Below are 17,757 nucleotides of genomic sequence, written 5' to 3'. Positions count from 1 at the left end.
GAAAGAAAGGGTTCGCAATGGCCGAAAATCCTCTGATCCATGACAGCGAAGCGGGTATCGAGCGTTTGCTGGAAATCATGCGCCGCCTGCGCGACCCAGAAAACGGCTGCCCGTGGGACATCGAACAGGATTTCTCGACCATCGCCCCCTATACGATCGAAGAGGCTTATGAGGTCGCGGACGCCATCGAACGAAACGCCTATGACGAGTTGAAGGGAGAGTTGGGCGATCTGCTGTTTCAATCCGTCTTCCACGCGCAAATGGCTGAAGAAGAAGGGCATTTCAGCTTTCAGGACGTGGTACGCACGATGGCGGACAAGATGGTTGCCCGCCACCCGCACGTCTTCGGCGACGAATCCCGTGACAAATCCGCCGAACAGCAGACCGTGGATTGGGAAACCATCAAAGCCGCCGAGCGCGCAGGCAAAGAGCAGAAAGGCGCACTGGACGGGGTGGCCGCAAACCTGCCCGCCCTTTTGCGCGCCCACAAACTGCAGAAACGTGCGGCCCGCGTCGGATTCGACTGGCCCGATGCCAGCCATGTGCTGGCCAAGATCACCGAAGAAGCCGCCGAATTGGAAGAGGCGCGAAACAGTATGGACCAGGACGCGCTCGAGGACGAGTTCGGTGATCTTCTCTTTGTGATGGTCAATTTGGGTAGGCATCTGGGGATCGAGCCCGAGGCCGCCCTGCGCCGCACCAACGCCAAGTTCACGCGCCGGTTCGAACAGGTCGAGACACGTTTGGCTGCACGGGGAAAAACCCCGTCTCAAAGCGATTTAGCCGAGATGGACGCGCTCTGGGACGAGGTGAAAACCGAAGAACATCGCGCCAACGGCAAACTCCCGCCTGTGGACGCCACGACCGGGGCTTGAAACCGCTGGACAAGCGCGGTGACACTTGCGAGTGTCCGCGCTTCAATACCCCGGAGGCAGAGCATGGCAGCCCGCAAAATCATCATCGACACCGACCCCGGACAGGACGACGCCGTCGCCATTTTGTTGGCGCTGGCCAGCCCGGATGAGATTGATGTTCTGGGCATCACGGCTGTGGCCGGAAACGTGCCGCTGGAGCTGACCGCAAAGAACGCGCGGATCGTCTGTGAACTTGCCGGGCGCACGGATATCCCTGTTTACGCCGGGTGTGATCGCCCTTTGAATCGGCCTTTGGTGACAGCCGAGCATGTGCACGGCAAGACCGGGCTGGACGGCCCTGTGCTGCCCGACCCCGAGATGCCACTGACCGGTGGGCACGCGGTCGACTTTATCATCGACACCCTGCGCGCGCATGAACCCGGGACGATAACGCTCTGTCCGCTTGGGCCGCTGACCAACATTGCCACCGCTTTCCAGAAAGCGCCCGACATCATCGATCGCGTTCAGGAAATCGTGTTGATGGGTGGGGCGTATTTTCAGGTCGGCAATATCACTCCCACCGCCGAGTTCAACATTTACGTTGATCCGGAAGCTGCTGAAATTGTGTTTAAATCCGGCGTTCATATCGTGGTGATGCCGTTGGATGTCACGCATGATGCCCTGGTCACCAAACACCGCAACGAAGCCTTCCGCGCACTGGACTCAAAAGTCGGCCATGCGGTTGCCGAGATGACAGATTTCTTCGAACGGTTCGATAAGGAAAAATACGGCTCTGAGGGCGCGCCGTTGCACGATCCCTGCGTGACTGCCTATCTGATCCGACCCGAGCTCTTCTCGGGTCGCCACATCAACGTTCAGATCGAAACGCAATCCGATCTCACACTTGGGATGACCGTCGCGGACTGGTGGCGTGTCACGGATCATCCGCCCAACGCCATGTTCATGGGCGAAATCGACGCCGACGGATTCTTTGACCTGCTAACAGAAAGGCTGGCCCGCCTATGAGCGCCGCACTGAAACTCGCCCGCCCCGAAGATCTGGATCGCCTGATGGGGCTGGTCGCGGCCTTTCACATTGAGGCCGGAATTGAGCAGGACGCCGACCAACGCCGCGAGGCATTGGCCCCTCTGCTTGAGGGTATCCCCCACGGCTGCATCTACCTGATCGGACCCGGCCGCGCACCGCTGGGCTATATCGTCCTGACTTTCGGTTGGTCGGTTGAATTCGGCGGCATGGACGGGTTTGTCGACGAGATATACATCCGCCCCGCTGTTCGCGGACGCGGGATCGCGAGCGAAGTTCTGCTGGACCTGCCCAAAGCCTTAGCCGGAGCTGGCCTGACCGCGCTGCATCTGGAAGTCGACCGTACCAACGAAGCCACTCAGAACCTGTATCTGCGCACCGGCTTCAGACCGCGTGAGCGTTACATGCTGATGACCAGAAAGCTCTGACGAACGTCCCCATCACGATCGCAAAGATCCATGATTGGCTCAATAGCGCCTAGCGGGACTCGCCGCGGAAGATATATGTGGGCGTGTCCATTTTCTGAACCGGATCATTTGCAGACACCGGATCGCCGGTAATCGGGTAAGTATCCGGCCCTGCGCAAGCCGCCAAGAATACAGTGCTGATCACTGAGGCAACGAGAAGGAATTTCGAACCAGTCATGGTGTTCTCCTTTCTGTACTGCCGGCAGAATATGTCAGCTCAATTTGATACAAATAGGAAAAAGTTCACACATAACCTGATTTATGTCGGTAAAAAGTCCGTTTTCGGAAAAAGTAACTGCCTTTTTAGGACGTTACGCAATCAAGTTTTTCTAGTTTTTTTGGGCGTGAGCCACTCTCAACCGAGCCTGTCGGCCAGATCTGCAAAATCTTTGGCGACAATATCCCAATTCCCTTCGGCCTGCAGGTCATGGGATTGGGAGGGTCCGTGCTCGGTCGGGCGGGCCACAAAAGCGGTTTTCAAACCGGCCTGCCGGGCCGCGTACAGGTCATCGTTATGCGCGGCGACCATCATGACCTGATCGGGGCTCAGACGCAGCGCTGCACAACTCGCCTGATACACTTGTGGTTTGGGTTTGTAATCCCGCGCGATCTCAGCCCCGAGAATACAGTCCCAAGGCAGTCCGCCATACTTCGCAAGTCGGGTCATCAACGCAATAGAGCCATTGGAACAGGGTGCGACGATCCGATTGCGTTTCAGCGCTAGCAGACCGGCGACCACATCGGGCCAAGGGTCCAGTCTTTCCCATGCTGCCGTCAGATCGGCGGGGTTCGGGACGGTAACACCAAATCGGGTTGCGACGAGTTCCAGGTTTTCGCGGTGCAGGTCGTCCAGGGGCACATAGCCCCTGCCCCCTTCACGGATGGCTGCCATGGAGGGATCGTATTCCGCCCGCCACGCATCGGCGAATTCCAGAGCGTCCAGTTCCGGCAAAACCGTAGCCACTTCGCGCGCTATGGAACTACGCCAGTCAACGCAGGTGCCAAATACGTCAAAGATCAACGCTTCTACCATGACCTGGTCCCCGTCCTGACAAGCCCTGCCCGGATTTAGGCAGGGCTGTGTTCGCCGGATTACCGCTTAAGGATCGAGGCTCCGGCATATTCAGCAACCTCGCCCAGCGATTCCTCGATGCGGATCAGTTGGTTGTATTTCGCCAACCGGTCCGACCGCGCCAGCGAGCCGGTTTTGATCTGACCGCAATTGGTCGCCACCGCCAGATCGGCAATGGTGGCATCCTCGGTCTCGCCCGAGCGGTGCGACATCACGTTGGTATAACGGGCACGGTGGGCCATATCGACGGCGCGCAGGGTCTCGGTCAGCGAACCGATCTGGTTCACCTTGACCAGCATCGAATTCGCGCAGCCACGCTCGATCCCCTCTGCCAGACGCTCGGGGTTGGTCACGAACAGATCGTCGCCCACCAACTGCACCTTGTCGCCGATCATATCGGTCAAGGCCTTCCAGCCGTCCCAGTCATCCTCGGACATGCCGTCTTCGATCGAGATAATCGGATAGTCGTTGACCAGCGCCGCCAGGTATGCCGCATTCTCTTCCGAGCTCAGAGATATCCCCTCGCCCGCCAGCACGTACTTGCCGTCCTTGAAGTATTCGGTCGCGGCGCAATCCAGCGCCAGATGGATTTCCTCACCCGGCTTGTAGCCTGCCTTTTCGATGGACTTCAGAATGAAATCCAACGCTTCGCGGGTGCTGGCGATGTTCGGGGCAAAACCGCCTTCGTCACCGACGCCGGTGGCCAGACCAGCGGCCGAGAGTTCCTTTTTCAGGGTGTGGAAGACTTCCGAACCCATGCGCACCGCCTCGCGGATATTCGCGGCCGAGGTCGGCATGATCATGAATTCCTGAATGTCGATCGGGTTGTCCGCATGCTCGCCGCCATTGATGATGTTCATCATCGGCACAGGCAGAACGCGGGCCGAGGTGCCGCCGACATAGCGATACAAAGGCTGCGTGGTGAAATCCGCCGCCGCCTTGGCGGTTGCCAGCGAGACACCCAAAATGGCGTTGGCACCCAGCCGGCCCTTGTTCTCGGTCCCGTCCAGTTCGATCATCGCCTCGTCGATAGCAACCTGTTCGGTCGCGTCGAAGCCCACCAGTTCTTCGGCGATCTCGCCGTTCACGGCGGCGACAGCTTCCAGCACTCCCTTGCCCATGTAGCGGGCCTTGTCACCGTCACGCTTTTCCACCGCCTCATAGGCACCGGTTGACGCGCCCGAGGGCACAGCGGCGCGGCCCATGGTGCCGTCTTCCAGGATCACGTCCACTTCGACCGTCGGATTACCCCGGCTATCCAGAATTTCGCGTGCGTGAATGTCGATGATGGTGCTCATGAGGCCCGTCCCTGTGGCTGCAATAAGTTGCATGCCTCATACCATCACCGGGTAAAAAGTAAACCGGTCATGTTATCGCTAACAGGTATATAATCGGAGCTTTAGGGCTAACAGGTTCCTGTTTGCGCCAACGTGCGACGATCCGTCAGGCCGCGACGGCCAGTTCACGGGCCAGCTTGCGCTCTCGGATAAAGGTGTACATGCCCGACCCCATGATCAACGCCGCCCCGGCGAAGGTCAGGAAATCAGGGCGCTCCCCGAACATCAGCATCCCTGCCATGATCGAAAAGATCAGCCGGGTATAGCGGAAAGGCATCAGGGCCGAAGCCTCGCCGATCCGCATGGCGGTGACGATGCCGTAATACCCAAGCACACCGAATCCGACGGCGCCCAGATAAGGGCCGAGTTGCGCCGATTGCAGCGGAATGACGGGCTGCGCCGAAAACACCATCAGCGCCACTCCCGACACGGCCACTGCAAGATAGGCCTGCAGAGCCACAACCGAAGACGCGACCCGCGGATCAAGCTTGCGGGTGATCAGGTCCCGCGCGGCGATGGCGATTACGGTTGCCACCACGAACAGGGAGTCGGGTTGAAACCCTTCAAATCCCGGCCGAATGATCATCAGAACGCCGATGAAGCCCAGCCCGACGGCGCTCCAACGCCGCCAGCCGACCTTTTCCCCCAGAAACAGCGCCGCGCCCATGGTGACGGCCAGCGGCATCGCCTGAAACACGGCGGCCACGGTAGACAGATCAACCAGCGACAGCGCGGTAACAAAGGTCAGCGCCCCAACCATCTCGGTCGCAGCGCGGGCCAGCGGCAAGGGCTGCCAGGCCAGAGGATCAAGGATGCGCTTGCGGGTGACCACAGCCAACAAACCGAACAGAATCCCACAGAAAACGCCCAGAACAACCATGATCTGACCGGTCGGCACGGTGACCGACAGCAGCTTGATGAACATATCCTCAAGCGCAAAAGCCGCCATAGCGCCGACGACCAGCAAAATGCCGTTTACGTTGTTCATGGTCATTTCCGTAAATCTCTGCGGCCCTATTCGCCGCCCCTTATGTCACCCAAAACGCAAGACACCCATTCAAGCAAGCATTATCCGACGGGAAATCATGATTTCCCGTGGGCCTGCCGTTCGTGTTTGGTGATGGATCAGTCCTGGTCCAGCGGCACGCCGTACAGTTCCAGCCGGTGGCCCTTCAGCTTATAGCCCAGTTTGGCGGCTATTTTTTCCTGCAGCGCTTCGATCTCGGGGTCTACGAATTCGATCACCTCGCCCGATTGCATGTCGATCAGGTGGTCGTGGTGGTCACGCTCGGCATCTTCATAGCGCGCGCGCCCGTCACCGAATTCCAGACGCTCAAGAATCCCGGCCTCTTCGAACAGTTTCACGGTGCGATAGACGGTAGCGATGGAAATCCCCGAATCCACCTTGGAGGCGCGGGAATAGAGTTCCTCGACATCCGGATGATCTTCGCTTTGTTGCAAAACCTGTGCGATCGTGCGGCGCTGGCCGGTCATGCGCAGGCCTTTGGCTTCGCATCGGGCGATGATCGTGTCGGACATATGTGATCCCCAGAGTAGTTCGGGTTTCTGTCTTAATACGTCTGGGCGGCTGGCGCTACCGGGGAATTGCGGTTTCCCGCGCCGCCCGCAAATCGGCCCAGATCGGCAGGTGGTCAGAGGCGATATGCGCAGGCCGCGCGTCGTGGACGCCATGCACCACTGCCTCAAGCCCCACGCCCAGCGCGATCCGGTCCAAGGCCCCCAAGGGTTGCGCGGCCGGGAAGCTGGGAACAGGCGGTAAAAAGCGCATGTCAGGGGCCAGATGATCCAGCACCGGTTGTCGCGACCATTCGTTGAAATCACCGGCCCAGACGGTGGGCATATGGTCCAGATCATTGTCAAAACGACGGATATGAGTGATCTGCTGGCGCCGGGACGCAGGCAACAACCCCAAATGCATTCCCATCACCCGCAATGGCCCGATATGTGTGTCGAACTCTACCCGTACCGCGCCCCGGGGCTCCAAACCCGGCAGGTCGTGGTGACCGGCCTGCCGGACCCGGATCGCGTCCCCACGCCAAATCACCGCATTACCATGCCAGCCCAGACTGCCCGCGCCGCCCAGATCGACAATCTGCCACCCGGCCTCATCCAGCATGAAATGCGGCAAGGCGGCGGGACGCGGCGGCAGGCGTTTATCGGCTTCTTGCAGCACCACGATATCCGCCTTCATGCTTTCGATAACCTGCATGATGCGTTGCGGTTGCCGCCGAAAATCCAGACCAACGCATTTCTGGATGTTATAGCTGGCGATGCGCAGGGTTGAGGATTCGATCATGGATGTCCTGTGATTAGCATGTAACAGTGCGCGGCAACCGGTTTCTCTCAAAACTGCGTAACCATTAAATTGACGGGTTCGCCCCCTTCGGCGGATGAGGCATGACCCGTTCCGGTAATATCCTCTGCCCAGAACAGATCACCGGCCGTAAAGTCGCGAACCTCACCCGACCCCGCCTGAACGCGAAACGTCCCCGACAGAACCGTCGCAAGCTGCCGCTTGGGAGAGCGGTGCTGTATTCCTTTCCACCCTGCAGGCAATGTGAGGAAGACAAAGCGCGAGGCGTCAAACTCGCCAGACACGTGGAAAGGCGCGGCGGGCGGGGCAAAGGTCTTGAGTTCCAGATCAATGTCCCGGTCTTCAAAATACGAAAGGCCCTCTGCGTCTTCCAACAACAAGGAGTAGCGCATGATGTGCTCCTTAAATCAAATTAGAGTTTTCCCCCGAAACACCCATTATGCAGCATTCTTCTTTGAGGGTAAGTCGGAGGGCGGTTGGATCTGGTGTTTCTTTCAGTTTTCCCCCAGTTCACAAGGTACGACGGGGAACTCTCATTCCTTCCCACATTTCGGCTTCTCTGCCGTTGAGTATCAAAAGGAAGTCATCGTCGATCCGATAACTTGCGTTGCGACATCACCGCGCTGATTTCATCTCCGGGCATCGCATCACGGGCATAAGTGAAGGTTCCGTTGACCCTGACCTCATGCGCGGCACGCTGTAACGCCCCAAACGCAGCGCGGGCGAACGACCCTCCCACGCTGATCCGCCTCACTCCGGCGTCTGACAGTTGCGCCACGGTATACGACGGAGCCTGCAGCCCCATGACGACATTCACGGGCTTGTCCACAGCGCTGCATACCGTTCGAATAGCGTCGATATCCGGAAGACCGGGCGCGTATAAAACATCGGCCCCAGCATCCGAGAACGCCTGCAGGCGGTTGATTGTTTCTGACAGGTCTTTTTGTCCCCACAGAAAACCCTCGGCCCGGGCGGTCAACAGAAATGGTTTTCCCCGAACAGCATCCGCAGCTGCACGAATGCGGTCGACCGCAATGGGTAGCGCGTAGATCGGATCACTTTCATCACCCGTCGCATCCTCGATGGACCCACCGACCAAGCCGACCTCGATCGCCTGCCCGATCGTCTCTGCGCAGGTTTCGGGAGCAGCGCCAAACCCATCTTCCAAATCGGCAGTGATTGGCAAATCCGTCGCCCGAACGATTTCGGCCGCATTTAACAGAATTTCCTCTCGCCCAAGGCTGGCAAATGAATCCCGCTTACCATTGGAAAAGGCGTATCCGGCACTTGTTGTTGCCAATGCGTCGAACCCCATGCTGGCCAGCAACAGCGCAGAGCCCACATCCCAAGGGTTCGGAATAACAAACGCTTCGTCCTTGTCGTGAAGCGCTTTGAAGCGTTCGAATTTTGTATCCTGGTTCACGTTGCATCCTCTTGGCAGCGGGAAGTATATCTATCCGGAACAAGCAGAGAACTCTTTTCTCAGCCGCTTGAAGACCTACTCACGTCCCGCAGAATGTCGCGTGGACCACTTCCTTTTCGGTCGGAGGATAGGTCAGATCGACCGCCTCGGGCTGATCGCTGTAGGGTTGCGCCAGAACCTTGGTCATACGAAGAAACGGGGCATAATCCCCTTGAACGGCGGCCTGTATCATCTGCTCAACCCGGTGGTTGCGCGGGATGAAAGCCGGGTTGGCGTCGTTCATCACCGCCTGTGGGTCCTGTTCCCGTTCCAGTCGTGTTTGCCAGCCAACAGTCCATGCGTCATAGGCCTCGGGCTTCAGGAACTGATCGCGGGCCTTATCACCCCCCAGCGCCCGGAACGTGTTGGTGAAATCGGCGCGGCTCTCGGCCATACGGGTCAGCAGATCGGAGATCAGGGCTTCGTCGCTTTCCTCTTTGGTGGTCAGCCCGACCTTGGCGCGGAACCGCCCCAGCCATTGCTGATGGATCAGACCCGGCATGGCGTGCACGATCTCGGTGGCTTCTTCGACGGCGGCCTCGGGTTCATTGACCTGTTGGATCAGGGCGGTGGCCAGTTGCGCCAAATTCCACACCGCAATGTCCGGCTGGTTGGAATAGGCATAGCGCCCCATCTGGTCGATCGAACTGTAGACCGTATTCGGATGATAACTGTCCATGAAGGCGCAGGGCCCATAATCGATGGTTTCCCCGGCAATCGAGCAATTGTCGGTATTCATCACTCCATGGATGAACCCGACGCTCATCCACTGCGCGATCAAACGCGCTTGCGCATCCCGCACTCCGCGCAACAGACCCATTGGTCCCTCGGCACCCGGATAGTGCCGGGCAATTGCGTAATCGGTCAGTTTCCGCAGGTTTTCAGTCTGCCCGCGTCCGGCGAAGACCTGAAACGTCCCCACACGCAGATGGCTTTGCGCCACGCGGGTCAGCACCGCGCCGGGCATAGGGCCTTCGCGGAAAACGATCTCTCCGGTCTCAACCGCCGCAAGGGCGCGGGTGGTCGGAATGCCCAGCGCGTGCATCGCCTCGGACACCACGTATTCGCGCAGCACTGGCCCCAGCCAGGCCCGGCCATCCCCCCTGCGGCTGAACGGCGTCGGGCCAGAGCCCTTCAACTGGATGTCCCGCCGGATACCATCCGTTCCGACCGTCTCACCCAACAAAACCGCGCGCCCGTCGCCAAGCTGAGGGTTATAGCTGCCAAACTGATGCCCCGAGTAAAGCTGCGCAATCGGCTCGGCCCCCTCGGGCAGCGTGTTCCCGGCGAACGTTTCGGCCATCTCGTGCACGTCACCAGGGGTGACACGCAGAATACGCGCCAATTCCTCGTTGAACGCCACAAGACGCGGCGCGCGCACCGGTATTGGCGCTTGCCGCGCATAGAAGCTGTTGGGAAGGCGGGCGTAACTGTTGTCAAACGGGATCGTCAGGGTCATGTCGCAAACATATTGCTGAACCACACGAATACCATAGCGGATCGCACCTGCGCGTGCATAATCACCGCATATGACAATGAGGCCCCAATGACCGCGCAAGAAATCATCGATCACCTGAACCTGTCCCGCCATCCCGAGGGGGGCTGGTTCCGCGAAACATGGCGCGCGGATAACGAAGGCCGCGCCACTGGCACATGCATCTATTTCCTGCTGCCAAAAGGTGAGCGCAGCCACTGGCACCGCGTAGATGCGACTGAGATCTGGCTGTACCACGCCGGTGCGCCGCTGACCCTGTCGCTCAGCCCAACGGATGACGGCCCCGCGACCGACCATTTGCTGACCCCGGACCTGACCAAGGGTGCACCGCAGGTCATCGTGCCCAAGAACCACTGGCAATCGGCGCAAACCACCGGAGACTTCACTCTGGTCAGTTGCACCGTCTCTCCAGGGTTCGAGTTCGACGGGTTTGTTCTGGCTGAGCCGGTTTTTGATATTCCCCGCAGCTAAGGCATGGATCACCGCGAACTCATATCGTCGATCCCGCCCGAGGCGAAAGACGACTTGCAACGTCGCTCGAACACAGCCGGGCTACGGCATCTTGCGCTTTACATCGCTGTGCTGGCGGCTACGACGACCTGGATCGCGCTCAAAATTCCGTATTGGACTGTGTTCTTGGTGCCCCAAGGGGTGCTGTTGGTCTTCCTCTTCACTCTCAGCCATGAATGCACCCACAAGACACCGTTTCGCAATGGATGGCTGAACGACATAATCGGGCATCTGGTCTCGATCCCCATTGCCCTGCCTTTCAAATGGTTTCGATATTTCCACCTGGCGCATCACAAATGGACCAACCACCCGGAAAAAGACCCCGAGCTTGCGGGTAAACCGCGGCCAGACAACTGGCCCGAATTGTTGATCTATCTCAGCGGTTGGCCCTATTGGACCGGAATGGCAAAGACTCTGCTGCAAAACGCCTTTGGCCAGATCGATGCGCCTTACCTGCCCGCCTCCCAACACCGTGCTATGCGGATCGAGGCACGGCTATTGTTGGCTCTCTACACCTTCGTAGGTCTCAGCCTGTTCTACACGCCGCTTTTTTTCTGGTTGTGGCTCTGTCCGGTCCTGATCGGGCAACCTTTTCTGCGCCTCTACCTGTTGGCCGAGCACGGGTTATGCCCCCCTGTCGCTAACATGCTGGAAAACTCGCGCACGACCTTCACCAACCGAATCGTCCGATTTCTGGCCTGGAACATGCCGTATCACGCGGAACACCATGCTTTTCCGAATGTGCCTTTCCACCAATTACCGGCCTTGCACGACTGGACACGAGCACACCTGAAATCAACCTCGGATGGGTACCCGAAATTTGCGGGTGAGTATGCAAAGTCTCTCAGATGAATTTTTACCTGGGATGCCTTCCCACAAAGATGGCATCATGTAACGGTCGCGCCCACAGTTACGCACGCAGGTTCCAAGCCGGTCTGGCTTCAGGTGACTTTAACAACGCATGCTCCTGTTCAACATAGTCCTTGCAAGCCCGCCACCTGAAAGAAACATGTCCACCTTCGGATAAGATGGAATTTATCTTCGCGTTGGTTCGGCACTTTTGCAGTTGCCCGCCCTTAAACGGATGCCGTGGGGAAACCGTACCGTATTGGACGCTGAGGCGGTTGTGCAGGTTTTTTGCCCTGCCGATGTAAACAACCGCATCATTTGCCAATATCCAGTATACCCCCGAGGTTTTCGGTGCGTTGATCTTGAACGAGCAATAGGGCACATCATACTCTGTCTCGATGGCATAACCTTTTGGGTTCGAGAAACGGTCCTGCGGTCTGAGGTTCAGGTCTGCGACAACGCTCTGTTCACTGTCGAAATTCATCTCTCAACCTCAAACCGCACTCAACACCCCGCCTCCGACCAGGGCCTTGACCCCCGTCGTACCCGGGCAAGAGGTCGGCAGCCCCCTAGCCACGCGCACGGCCAGATAGGCAAATGCCTGCGCCTCGAGCATGTCGCCGTCCAGACCCACGGCCTCAACCGGTTCAACCGGACACTCGAGCGACACCCGCAGCATTTCCATAAGCACCGGATTGTGGCGTCCGCCGCCGGTCACCAGCACGCGCGAAGGCGGTTTTGGGCAGTGCTCCATCCCCTGCACCACGCCGACTGCACACATTCCCGTCAGGGTGGCCACGGCATCGGCGTCAGAAAGCTCCTGCACCAGTCCGATCATCTCGGCAAAATCGTTGCGGTCCAGCGACTTTGGCGGCATCCGGGTAAAGAACGGCTCGGCCAGAAACAGCTCCAGCGCCCCGGTTTCAACCGTCCCGCCCCGCGCGACTGCGCCGTCGCGGTCCATCGGCAGGCCAAGCCGAGCCTGCATCAGGTCGTCCACAGGCGCATTTGCGGGGCCAGTATCGAAGGCCAGCAGCGCGCCCGGCTTTTCGGGCCCGTCAAAGCTGGGGTCTACATAGGTCAGGTTCCCGACCCCACCGAGGTTCAGAAAACAAAGCGGCTCGGCAGCGCCGATCCACTTGGCACAAGCAAAGTGGAAGAACGGCGCCAGCGGAGCGCCCTCGCCCCCCATCGCCACGTCATCGCTGCGGAAATCCCAGACCACTGGCACGCCCAGCGCTTGCGCCAGACCTTTGCCATCACCCACCTGCAACGTTCCCTGTCCGCTTGGTTCGTGCGCAAGGGTCTGGCCGTGGAAACCGATCAAGTCGACGTCTTCAAACTCCGACAGCGCCTCGGCATGGGCAAAGGTCACCAATTCGGCCGCCCGGTCCACCGCCGGGCCGTGCCATTGGCCAAGGGCGGCGCGCAGATCGGCGCGCTCGGCATCGGAATAGGCGCGATAGCCGCTGGGGCCAAAGCCGATGATCCTGTTTCCGTCGGTTTCGACCACTGCCGTGTCCACACCGTCCAGCGAAGTTCCAGACATCGCACCCAGGGCCTTGATCGGCCCGCTTTTCCTGATGGCCCGGTTCACGCTCACCTCTTGTGTTTATTGGCGTCGTCTGCACGACGCGGCGCGCCAAACCTGCACGTTTCAGGCAGTCCAAGGCAAGCCAGAATGCACCTTTCGCGTGTATTTTTGACGCAACCTGCGCGCCTGTAACCACATCGCACCCATCGGGACAGTTGCACGAAGACACGGGCTGAGTAACCATTGAGCCTATCTGTATCTCAAACGGACTGCCATGACGGACACACAGACACCCAAGCAACCCGCCGAGGGGCGCAATTACCAGTTGATCTTTTGGTCCGGATCATTGGCGACGATTGGCGGGCAGTTGGTGAATCCCAATCTGGTACTGCCGTTCCTGTATCTGGCCCTGGGCGCACCAACGTTTTTCGCCGGATTGCTGTTGCCTTTCGTGACCGGGTCGCGGCTGATCGCCGAGATTTTTATGTCTCCATTCATCAATCGGGTGACCCGCGCGAAATTGGCAGTTTACGTGCCCAACATCCTGACCGCTGGGATTCTGGCCATCGTGGCCCTGTTCGCGACCAATCTGCCCAATTTAATGATAGTGCTGCTGTTCCTCACGACCGCTTTGGTCATGGGTTTGTGTCAAGGCATCACCAGTCTGGGCACCAGTCAGATTTACGGCATTTCCGTCCCCAATGAGAAACGCAACCGGATGGTATTCGCGCAGGCTACGATATCGGGCATTTTGGCCATCCTTGTTGTCTGGGTGACCCGGGACCTTCTGGCCTCGGACCTACCGATGCAGCGCCATATCGTCGTTCTGTGGTGTGGGGTCATTGCGATGTTCGCCGCCGGGGTCAGCTTTGCCGGTGTCCGCCTGCTGGAAGAGGAACAGATCCACGCGCCTGCTCCGAAGGCAAAACCAAAACCGCTGGTCGAGCTAGTGACCGGGTTCAAAACCGGCATGGCCTACGGGTGGTATCGCAAGTTTTTGACGGCCCGGCTGATCTTTGTCTCGGTGGAACTGGCGATGCCCTTTTACACGATCCATGCGGCGACGTTCCATGTAGGGACCAAACACTCGCTGAGTTACTTCGTCATGGCGGCCAGTCTGGGGATGGTGCTCGGCTCGATCATCTGGGGCTGGCTCAGCGGACGGATCTCGGTCAAGCCGGTGATGTGGCTGGGATGCCTGATCTCGGCGGTTTCGGCCATCATGGCACTGGCCTTCACCTTCATGGGCTATGCGCAGAATGTCTGGATCTATGCTCTGGTCATCCTGCTGCTGTCATTGGGCGGGAACGGCGTGATCTATGGACGCTACCTCTACATCATCGAAATGACCTCGGAAAAGGAACGCCCGTATCTGGTTGCCCTCGGAGATGTCAGTGCCGGTCTGGTCGGGATGGTCTTTGCCGCAATCCTTGGTGCAGTGGCACATCTACACGACCCAGTGACGCCGATCATTGCGCTGGCGGTACTGAATCTGATCGCAATGCTATATGCCTTCCGCTTGCCACCAACCAAAAGCTGACACAGGCCCGCGTAATGTTGGAAAAGGTGCCTTTTCCTTACCCAACGCGCCGCCTATACAGTGCCCCGCAACTTCTACCCAAAGGGCACGCTATGACCTACCATCCCAAATCGGATTTCATCGCCACGATGATCGAGCGCGGCTTTCTTGCCGACTGCACCGATTATCAGGGCCTTGACGAAGCGCTGATGAGTGGATGCAAGCCAGCCTATATCGGCTTTGATGCAACGGCCAAGTCGTTGCATGTGGGCAGCCTGATCCAGATCATGATGCTGCGCTGGTTCCAGAAAACCGGCCACCAGCCGATCACCCTGATGGGCGGCGGCACCACCAAGGTGGGCGACCCGTCCTTCCGCGCGGATGAGCGTCCGCTGCTGGGTCCCGAACAGATCGACGAAAACATCGCGGGCATCAAAAAGGTGTTCTCGGCCTATATCGACTATGACAGCGACGCCGAGAACAAGGCGCTGATGCTGAACAATGCCGAATGGCTGGACGGTCTGAACTACCTCGATTTCCTGCGTGATATCGGGAGACATTTCTCGGTCAACCGCATGCTTTCGTTTGAGTCCGTGAAATCGCGGCTGGACCGCGAACAGTCGCTGAGCTTTCTCGAGTTTAACTACATGATCCTGCAGGCCTATGACTTCCTTGAGCTGAACCGCCGTTATGGCTGCGTTCTGCAGATGGGCGGGTCGGATCAATGGGGCAATATCGTCAACGGCATAGACCTGACCCGCCGCGTGTTGGACCACGAAATCTATGGCCTGACCTCACCCCTGCTGACCACCAGCGACGGCAAGAAGATGGGCAAGTCTCAGGACGGTGCAGTCTGGCTGAACGCCGACATGCGCTCGCCCTATGAGTTCTGGCAGTTCTGGCGCAACACCACCGATGCTGATGTCGGGCGCTTCCTGAAGCTCTACACCGAAATGCCGGTGGATGAGTGTGACCGTCTGGGTGCGCTGCAAGGGTCCGAAATCAATGAAGCCAAGATCCGTCTTGCCAACGAGGTGACCACCCTTGCCCACGGGGCCACAGCCGCCGCGACCGCCGAAGCGACCGCGCGCGAAGTGTTCGAAAAAGGCGGTGTTGGGGGCGATCTTCCCACCCTGACCCTCAGCCCTGCTGAACTGGGCGACGGCATGTCCATCGTGCAGATTATCGTTAAGTCGGGTCTGGCGAAGTCGGGGAAAGAGGCTAAGCGCCTGATCGCCGAGAATGGTGCCAAGCTGGATGACGCTCCGCTGACTGATGCCGGGCTGATGATCGACGCAGGCGCGCTGTCGTCCCCGATCAAGCTCAGCGCGGGTAAGAAACGGCACGCGCTTGTGCAACTAGGCTAATCCCCGCGGAAACTCACAAAAAATCGGCCACCCAAAACGGGTGGCCGTTTTTATTTTAACCACTTCAGCTTGAAACATCCGCGGGTTTAGCGTTTGCCGCCTTTGCCGCCACCTTTTCCGTCGCCGCCTTTGCCGCCACCGTGGCCACCTTTGCCGCCACCGTGGCCACCTTTGCCGCCACCTTTGCCATCGCCGTTGCTGCCACCGTTGCCGTGACCCCCGCCGCCTTGGCCAGAGCCATTCCCGTGACCGTTGTTGCCCCCACCGTTGCCGGTTCCGGGGCCGGATCCGCCGTTGTTTCCTCCGCCATTGCCAGAGTTTCCGTTGTTTCCGTTCCCGTTGCCGGGACCACCATTGTTGCCGCCGTTTCCGCCTCCATTGTTGCCGCCGTTGCCACCACCGTTGTTGCCGCCGTTGCCGCCGCCGTTGTTGCCGCCGTTGCCGCCGCCATTTCCGGGATTGCCACCCCCATCACCGGGACCACCTCCGCCATCGCCAGGGTCACCGCCGCCATCACCGGGATCGCCACCACCGTTACCGGGGTTACCACCCCCACCTCCGCCGCCCGAACCCGAGTCATTTCCATTGTCAGAGTCGAAGCCCGCAAACTGATCATTGCCCCGCGCCTCACCCCGGTTTTCCGACGCACTGATCGAGCCTGTCGGCTGGTCCGTCAGCAAAGCTGCCAAACCCGGGCACTGCGCGGTTGTGTTGCGCAGTGTCACTGGGAAATCCTGCCGCGTTTGCAGACGTTTCAGAAAGCTGGGCGTCACCTGCTGGCAATCGCACATCGCCTGATAGTCCCCGCGATTTGCCGTGTCCCGCGCCGTTTTCCAGTTGCACACCTCGGGTGCTGCAGCGGCGCTGCCTGCCGCCATCATTGTCAGAAACGGTGCTGTCACCAGCACGGGAATTCCAACCTTCAAACTCTTAACCATAACGATTGTCTCCTTGCACGACGCCCTTTGGACGCGTCATTTCGCCTGATATCGATGTGAGACCCGCGCATTAAGCATGGTTAAAGGTCTTCTGAGAAAGGTTTGAGAAATGCCTGATTTCCCGGAAAACTGGCGTCAAAATGATGGACAAAATCTAAACCGTCGGATTAAATGAACATACGTTCATATCCTGAGAGGAAGGATCTTTCATGCAATTGTCGACCACAGCTGCGGTCATCACCGGCGGTGCCTCGGGCCTGGGTGAAGCCACCGCCCGCCATTTCGCGGATCAGGGCGCACAGGTCACCATCCTTGACCGTGACGCAGAACGCGGCACTCAGGTTGCCGCGGAAATCGGTGGGTATTTCGCGGAGACGGACGTAACTGATGAGACCTCAGTCGCGGCGGCGATTGCACAGGCGACGGATCGGATGGGTCGGATCACGGCTACCGTAAACTGCGCCGGCATTGCCTATGGCATCAAGACGGTCGGTAAAGACGGCCCCCACCCACTGGACGCGTTCCAACGCACCATCGATATCAATCTGGTCGGAACCTTCAACGTCTCGCGTCTGGCAGCGGTCGAAATGGCCAAGAACGATCCCGAACCGGATGGCGCGCGCGGGGTGATCATCAATACCGCCTCGATCGCGGCGTTTGACGGGCAAAAGGGACAGTCGGCCTATGCGGCCTCGAAAGGGGGCGTAGTTGGAATGACCCTGCCTATGGCGCGTGATCTGGCCTCGACCGGAATTCGGGTGATGGCCATCGCGCCGGGCATCTTCATGACCCCTATGCTGGCCGGCCTTCCCGAAGAGGTGCAACAGCAACTGGCCGCCGATGTCCCCAACCCGGCCCGTTTGGGAGACCCGCGTGAATACGGACGGCTGGCCGGGTTCATCGTCGAAATGGGTTACCTGAACGGAGAGGTCATCCGCATCGACGGTGCCCTGCGGATGCGGTAAGTCTGGTGC

Annotated in this window: 20 protein-coding genes; 8 read left to right on the top strand and 12 right to left on the bottom strand. The window is 59.2% G+C overall.

Annotation, left to right across the window (positions count from 1 at the left end; genetic code table 11):
• Positions 1 to 17 precede the first annotated feature (17 nt).
• The 3 genes from mazG to ACR0IM_RS01175 all read left to right on the top strand — a co-directional run bounded on the left by mazG (position 18) and on the right by ACR0IM_RS01175 (position 2,326).
• Positions 18 to 875: a nucleoside triphosphate pyrophosphohydrolase gene (gene mazG, locus ACR0IM_RS01185; protein WP_480681431.1), complete on the top strand. Its 858-nt coding sequence runs from the start codon at positions 18 to 20 to the stop codon at positions 873 to 875.
• Between the two features lie 63 nt (positions 876 to 938).
• Entirely contained in the window at positions 939 to 1,880 is a 942-nt protein-coding gene (locus ACR0IM_RS01180) for a nucleoside hydrolase (RefSeq protein WP_480680582.1), read from the top strand.
• The gene (locus ACR0IM_RS01175; protein WP_480680581.1) at positions 1,877 to 2,326 is read left to right on the top strand and encodes a GNAT family N-acetyltransferase; all 450 of its coding nucleotides are present in this window, start codon (positions 1,877 to 1,879) and stop codon (positions 2,324 to 2,326) included. The genes ACR0IM_RS01180 and ACR0IM_RS01175 overlap by 4 nt, the downstream gene beginning before the upstream one ends.
• Positions 2,327 to 2,375: 49 nt before the next feature.
• Here ACR0IM_RS01175 and ACR0IM_RS01170 read toward each other — a convergent pair whose 3' ends face one another.
• The 9 genes from ACR0IM_RS01170 to ACR0IM_RS01130 form a co-directional block, all read right to left on the bottom strand.
• Positions 2,376 to 2,543, bottom strand: coding sequence for a hypothetical protein (locus ACR0IM_RS01170; protein ID WP_480680580.1), 168 nt, complete (start codon positions 2,541 to 2,543; stop codon positions 2,376 to 2,378).
• Positions 2,544 to 2,720: 177 nt separating this feature from the next.
• Positions 2,721 to 3,398, bottom strand: coding sequence for a haloacid dehalogenase type II (locus ACR0IM_RS01165; RefSeq protein ID WP_480589450.1), 678 nt, complete (start codon positions 3,396 to 3,398; stop codon positions 2,721 to 2,723).
• A gap of 59 nt (positions 3,399 to 3,457) precedes the next feature.
• Complete coding sequence (gene eno, locus ACR0IM_RS01160) at positions 3,458 to 4,735, bottom strand: phosphopyruvate hydratase (RefSeq protein WP_480589452.1); 1,278 nt, start codon at positions 4,733 to 4,735, stop codon at positions 3,458 to 3,460.
• A 145-nt stretch (positions 4,736 to 4,880) separates the two neighbouring features.
• Positions 4,881 to 5,762 carry a DMT family transporter gene (locus tag ACR0IM_RS01155; RefSeq protein ID WP_480680579.1) on the bottom strand — a complete coding sequence of 294 codons (882 nt, stop codon included), beginning with the start codon at positions 5,760 to 5,762 and terminating at the stop codon, positions 4,881 to 4,883.
• A 137-nt stretch (positions 5,763 to 5,899) separates the two neighbouring features.
• A complete protein-coding gene (locus ACR0IM_RS01150) occupies positions 5,900 to 6,313 on the bottom strand; it encodes a Fur family transcriptional regulator (protein ID WP_480589456.1) in 414 nt (137 codons plus the stop codon).
• Between the two features lie 55 nt (positions 6,314 to 6,368).
• Positions 6,369 to 7,091 (bottom strand): endonuclease/exonuclease/phosphatase family protein, encoded by a 723-nt coding sequence (locus ACR0IM_RS01145; RefSeq protein ID WP_480680578.1) that lies wholly within the window; start codon positions 7,089 to 7,091, stop codon positions 6,369 to 6,371.
• Positions 7,092 to 7,138: 47 nt separating this feature from the next.
• A complete protein-coding gene (locus ACR0IM_RS01140; protein ID WP_480589460.1) occupies positions 7,139 to 7,501 on the bottom strand; it encodes a cupin domain-containing protein in 363 nt (120 codons plus the stop codon).
• A gap of 191 nt (positions 7,502 to 7,692) precedes the next feature.
• Positions 7,693 to 8,532 carry an isocitrate lyase/PEP mutase family protein gene (locus ACR0IM_RS01135; protein ID WP_480680577.1) on the bottom strand — a complete coding sequence of 280 codons (840 nt, stop codon included), beginning with the start codon at positions 8,530 to 8,532 and terminating at the stop codon, positions 7,693 to 7,695.
• Between the two features lie 79 nt (positions 8,533 to 8,611).
• Entirely contained in the window at positions 8,612 to 10,030 is a 1,419-nt protein-coding gene (locus ACR0IM_RS01130; RefSeq protein WP_480681429.1) for a protein adenylyltransferase SelO, read from the bottom strand.
• An 87-nt stretch (positions 10,031 to 10,117) separates the two neighbouring features.
• On the opposite strand from ACR0IM_RS01130, the gene ACR0IM_RS01125 reads away from it, so the two are divergent.
• Complete coding sequence (locus tag ACR0IM_RS01125; RefSeq protein WP_480589462.1) at positions 10,118 to 10,537, top strand: cupin domain-containing protein; 420 nt, start codon at positions 10,118 to 10,120, stop codon at positions 10,535 to 10,537.
• 3 nt (positions 10,538 to 10,540) lie between these two features.
• Positions 10,541 to 11,428 carry a fatty acid desaturase gene (locus ACR0IM_RS01120; protein WP_480680576.1) on the top strand — a complete coding sequence of 296 codons (888 nt, stop codon included), beginning with the start codon at positions 10,541 to 10,543 and terminating at the stop codon, positions 11,426 to 11,428.
• Positions 11,429 to 11,486: 58 nt separating this feature from the next.
• On the opposite strand, the gene ACR0IM_RS01115 is transcribed toward ACR0IM_RS01120, so the two are convergent.
• Positions 11,487 to 11,909, bottom strand: a complete 423-nt coding sequence (locus ACR0IM_RS01115; protein ID WP_480680575.1) for a GIY-YIG nuclease family protein — start codon at positions 11,907 to 11,909, stop codon at positions 11,487 to 11,489.
• Positions 11,910 to 11,918: 9 nt separating this feature from the next.
• Positions 11,919 to 13,022: an anhydro-N-acetylmuramic acid kinase gene (locus ACR0IM_RS01110; RefSeq protein ID WP_480680574.1), complete on the bottom strand. Its 1,104-nt coding sequence runs from the start codon at positions 13,020 to 13,022 to the stop codon at positions 11,919 to 11,921.
• Positions 13,023 to 13,233: 211 nt separating this feature from the next.
• Between ACR0IM_RS01110 and ACR0IM_RS01105 the strand changes: the two genes are divergently transcribed.
• Together ACR0IM_RS01105 and tyrS are read left to right on the top strand one after the other, a co-directional pair.
• Positions 13,234 to 14,499 carry an MFS transporter gene (locus ACR0IM_RS01105; protein WP_480680573.1) on the top strand — a complete coding sequence of 422 codons (1,266 nt, stop codon included), beginning with the start codon at positions 13,234 to 13,236 and terminating at the stop codon, positions 14,497 to 14,499.
• Between the two features lie 92 nt (positions 14,500 to 14,591).
• Positions 14,592 to 15,845, top strand: coding sequence for a tyrosine--tRNA ligase (tyrS, locus tag ACR0IM_RS01100; protein ID WP_480680572.1), 1,254 nt, complete (start codon positions 14,592 to 14,594; stop codon positions 15,843 to 15,845).
• Positions 15,846 to 15,931: 86 nt separating this feature from the next.
• Here tyrS and ACR0IM_RS01095 read toward each other — a convergent pair whose 3' ends face one another.
• Complete coding sequence (locus ACR0IM_RS01095) at positions 15,932 to 16,783, bottom strand: hypothetical protein (RefSeq protein ID WP_480680571.1); 852 nt, start codon at positions 16,781 to 16,783, stop codon at positions 15,932 to 15,934.
• 209 nt (positions 16,784 to 16,992) lie between these two features.
• Between ACR0IM_RS01095 and ACR0IM_RS01090 the strand changes: the two genes are divergently transcribed.
• Positions 16,993 to 17,748, top strand: coding sequence for a 3-hydroxyacyl-CoA dehydrogenase (locus ACR0IM_RS01090; protein ID WP_480680570.1), 756 nt, complete (start codon positions 16,993 to 16,995; stop codon positions 17,746 to 17,748).
• Positions 17,749 to 17,757: the final 9 nt, after the last annotated feature.

The sequence above is a fragment of the Ruegeria sp. BF6 genome, assembly GCF_056538665.1.
The sequence above is the reverse complement of the archived record's forward strand: the minus strand, read 5'-3'. Positions and strand labels throughout refer to the sequence as shown.

Bases quoted from the DNA above. Each gene is read 5' to 3' on its own strand.
- ACR0IM_RS01165 (WP_480589450.1), bottom strand. From the start codon at position 3,398: ATGGTAGAAGCGTTGATCTTTGACGTATTTGGCACCTGCGTTGACTGG.
- ACR0IM_RS01145 (WP_480680578.1), bottom strand. From the start codon at position 7,091: ATGATCGAATCCTCAACCCTGCGCATCGCCAGCTATAACATCCAGAAA.
- tyrS (WP_480680572.1), top strand. From the start codon at position 14,592: ATGACCTACCATCCCAAATCGGATTTCATCGCCACGATGATCGAGCGC.
- ACR0IM_RS01090 (WP_480680570.1), top strand. From the start codon at position 16,993: ATGCAATTGTCGACCACAGCTGCGGTCATCACCGGCGGTGCCTCGGGC.
- ACR0IM_RS01150 (WP_480589456.1), bottom strand. From the start codon at position 6,313: ATGTCCGACACGATCATCGCCCGATGCGAAGCCAAAGGCCTGCGCATG.
- ACR0IM_RS01170 (WP_480680580.1), bottom strand. From the start codon at position 2,543: ATGACTGGTTCGAAATTCCTTCTCGTTGCCTCAGTGATCAGCACTGTA.
- ACR0IM_RS01095 (WP_480680571.1), bottom strand. From the start codon at position 16,783: ATGGTTAAGAGTTTGAAGGTTGGAATTCCCGTGCTGGTGACAGCACCG.
- mazG (WP_480681431.1), top strand. From the start codon at position 18: ATGGCCGAAAATCCTCTGATCCATGACAGCGAAGCGGGTATCGAGCGT.
- ACR0IM_RS01175 (WP_480680581.1), top strand. From the start codon at position 1,877: ATGAGCGCCGCACTGAAACTCGCCCGCCCCGAAGATCTGGATCGCCTG.
- eno (WP_480589452.1), bottom strand. From the start codon at position 4,735: ATGAGCACCATCATCGACATTCACGCACGCGAAATTCTGGATAGCCGG.
- ACR0IM_RS01140 (WP_480589460.1), bottom strand. From the start codon at position 7,501: ATGCGCTACTCCTTGTTGTTGGAAGACGCAGAGGGCCTTTCGTATTTT.
- ACR0IM_RS01115 (WP_480680575.1), bottom strand. From the start codon at position 11,909: ATGAATTTCGACAGTGAACAGAGCGTTGTCGCAGACCTGAACCTCAGA.
- ACR0IM_RS01105 (WP_480680573.1), top strand. From the start codon at position 13,234: ATGACGGACACACAGACACCCAAGCAACCCGCCGAGGGGCGCAATTAC.
- ACR0IM_RS01180 (WP_480680582.1), top strand. From the start codon at position 939: ATGGCAGCCCGCAAAATCATCATCGACACCGACCCCGGACAGGACGAC.
- ACR0IM_RS01155 (WP_480680579.1), bottom strand. From the start codon at position 5,762: ATGAACAACGTAAACGGCATTTTGCTGGTCGTCGGCGCTATGGCGGCT.
- ACR0IM_RS01120 (WP_480680576.1), top strand. From the start codon at position 10,541: ATGGATCACCGCGAACTCATATCGTCGATCCCGCCCGAGGCGAAAGAC.
- ACR0IM_RS01125 (WP_480589462.1), top strand. From the start codon at position 10,118: ATGACCGCGCAAGAAATCATCGATCACCTGAACCTGTCCCGCCATCCC.
- ACR0IM_RS01130 (WP_480681429.1), bottom strand. From the start codon at position 10,030: ATGACCCTGACGATCCCGTTTGACAACAGTTACGCCCGCCTTCCCAAC.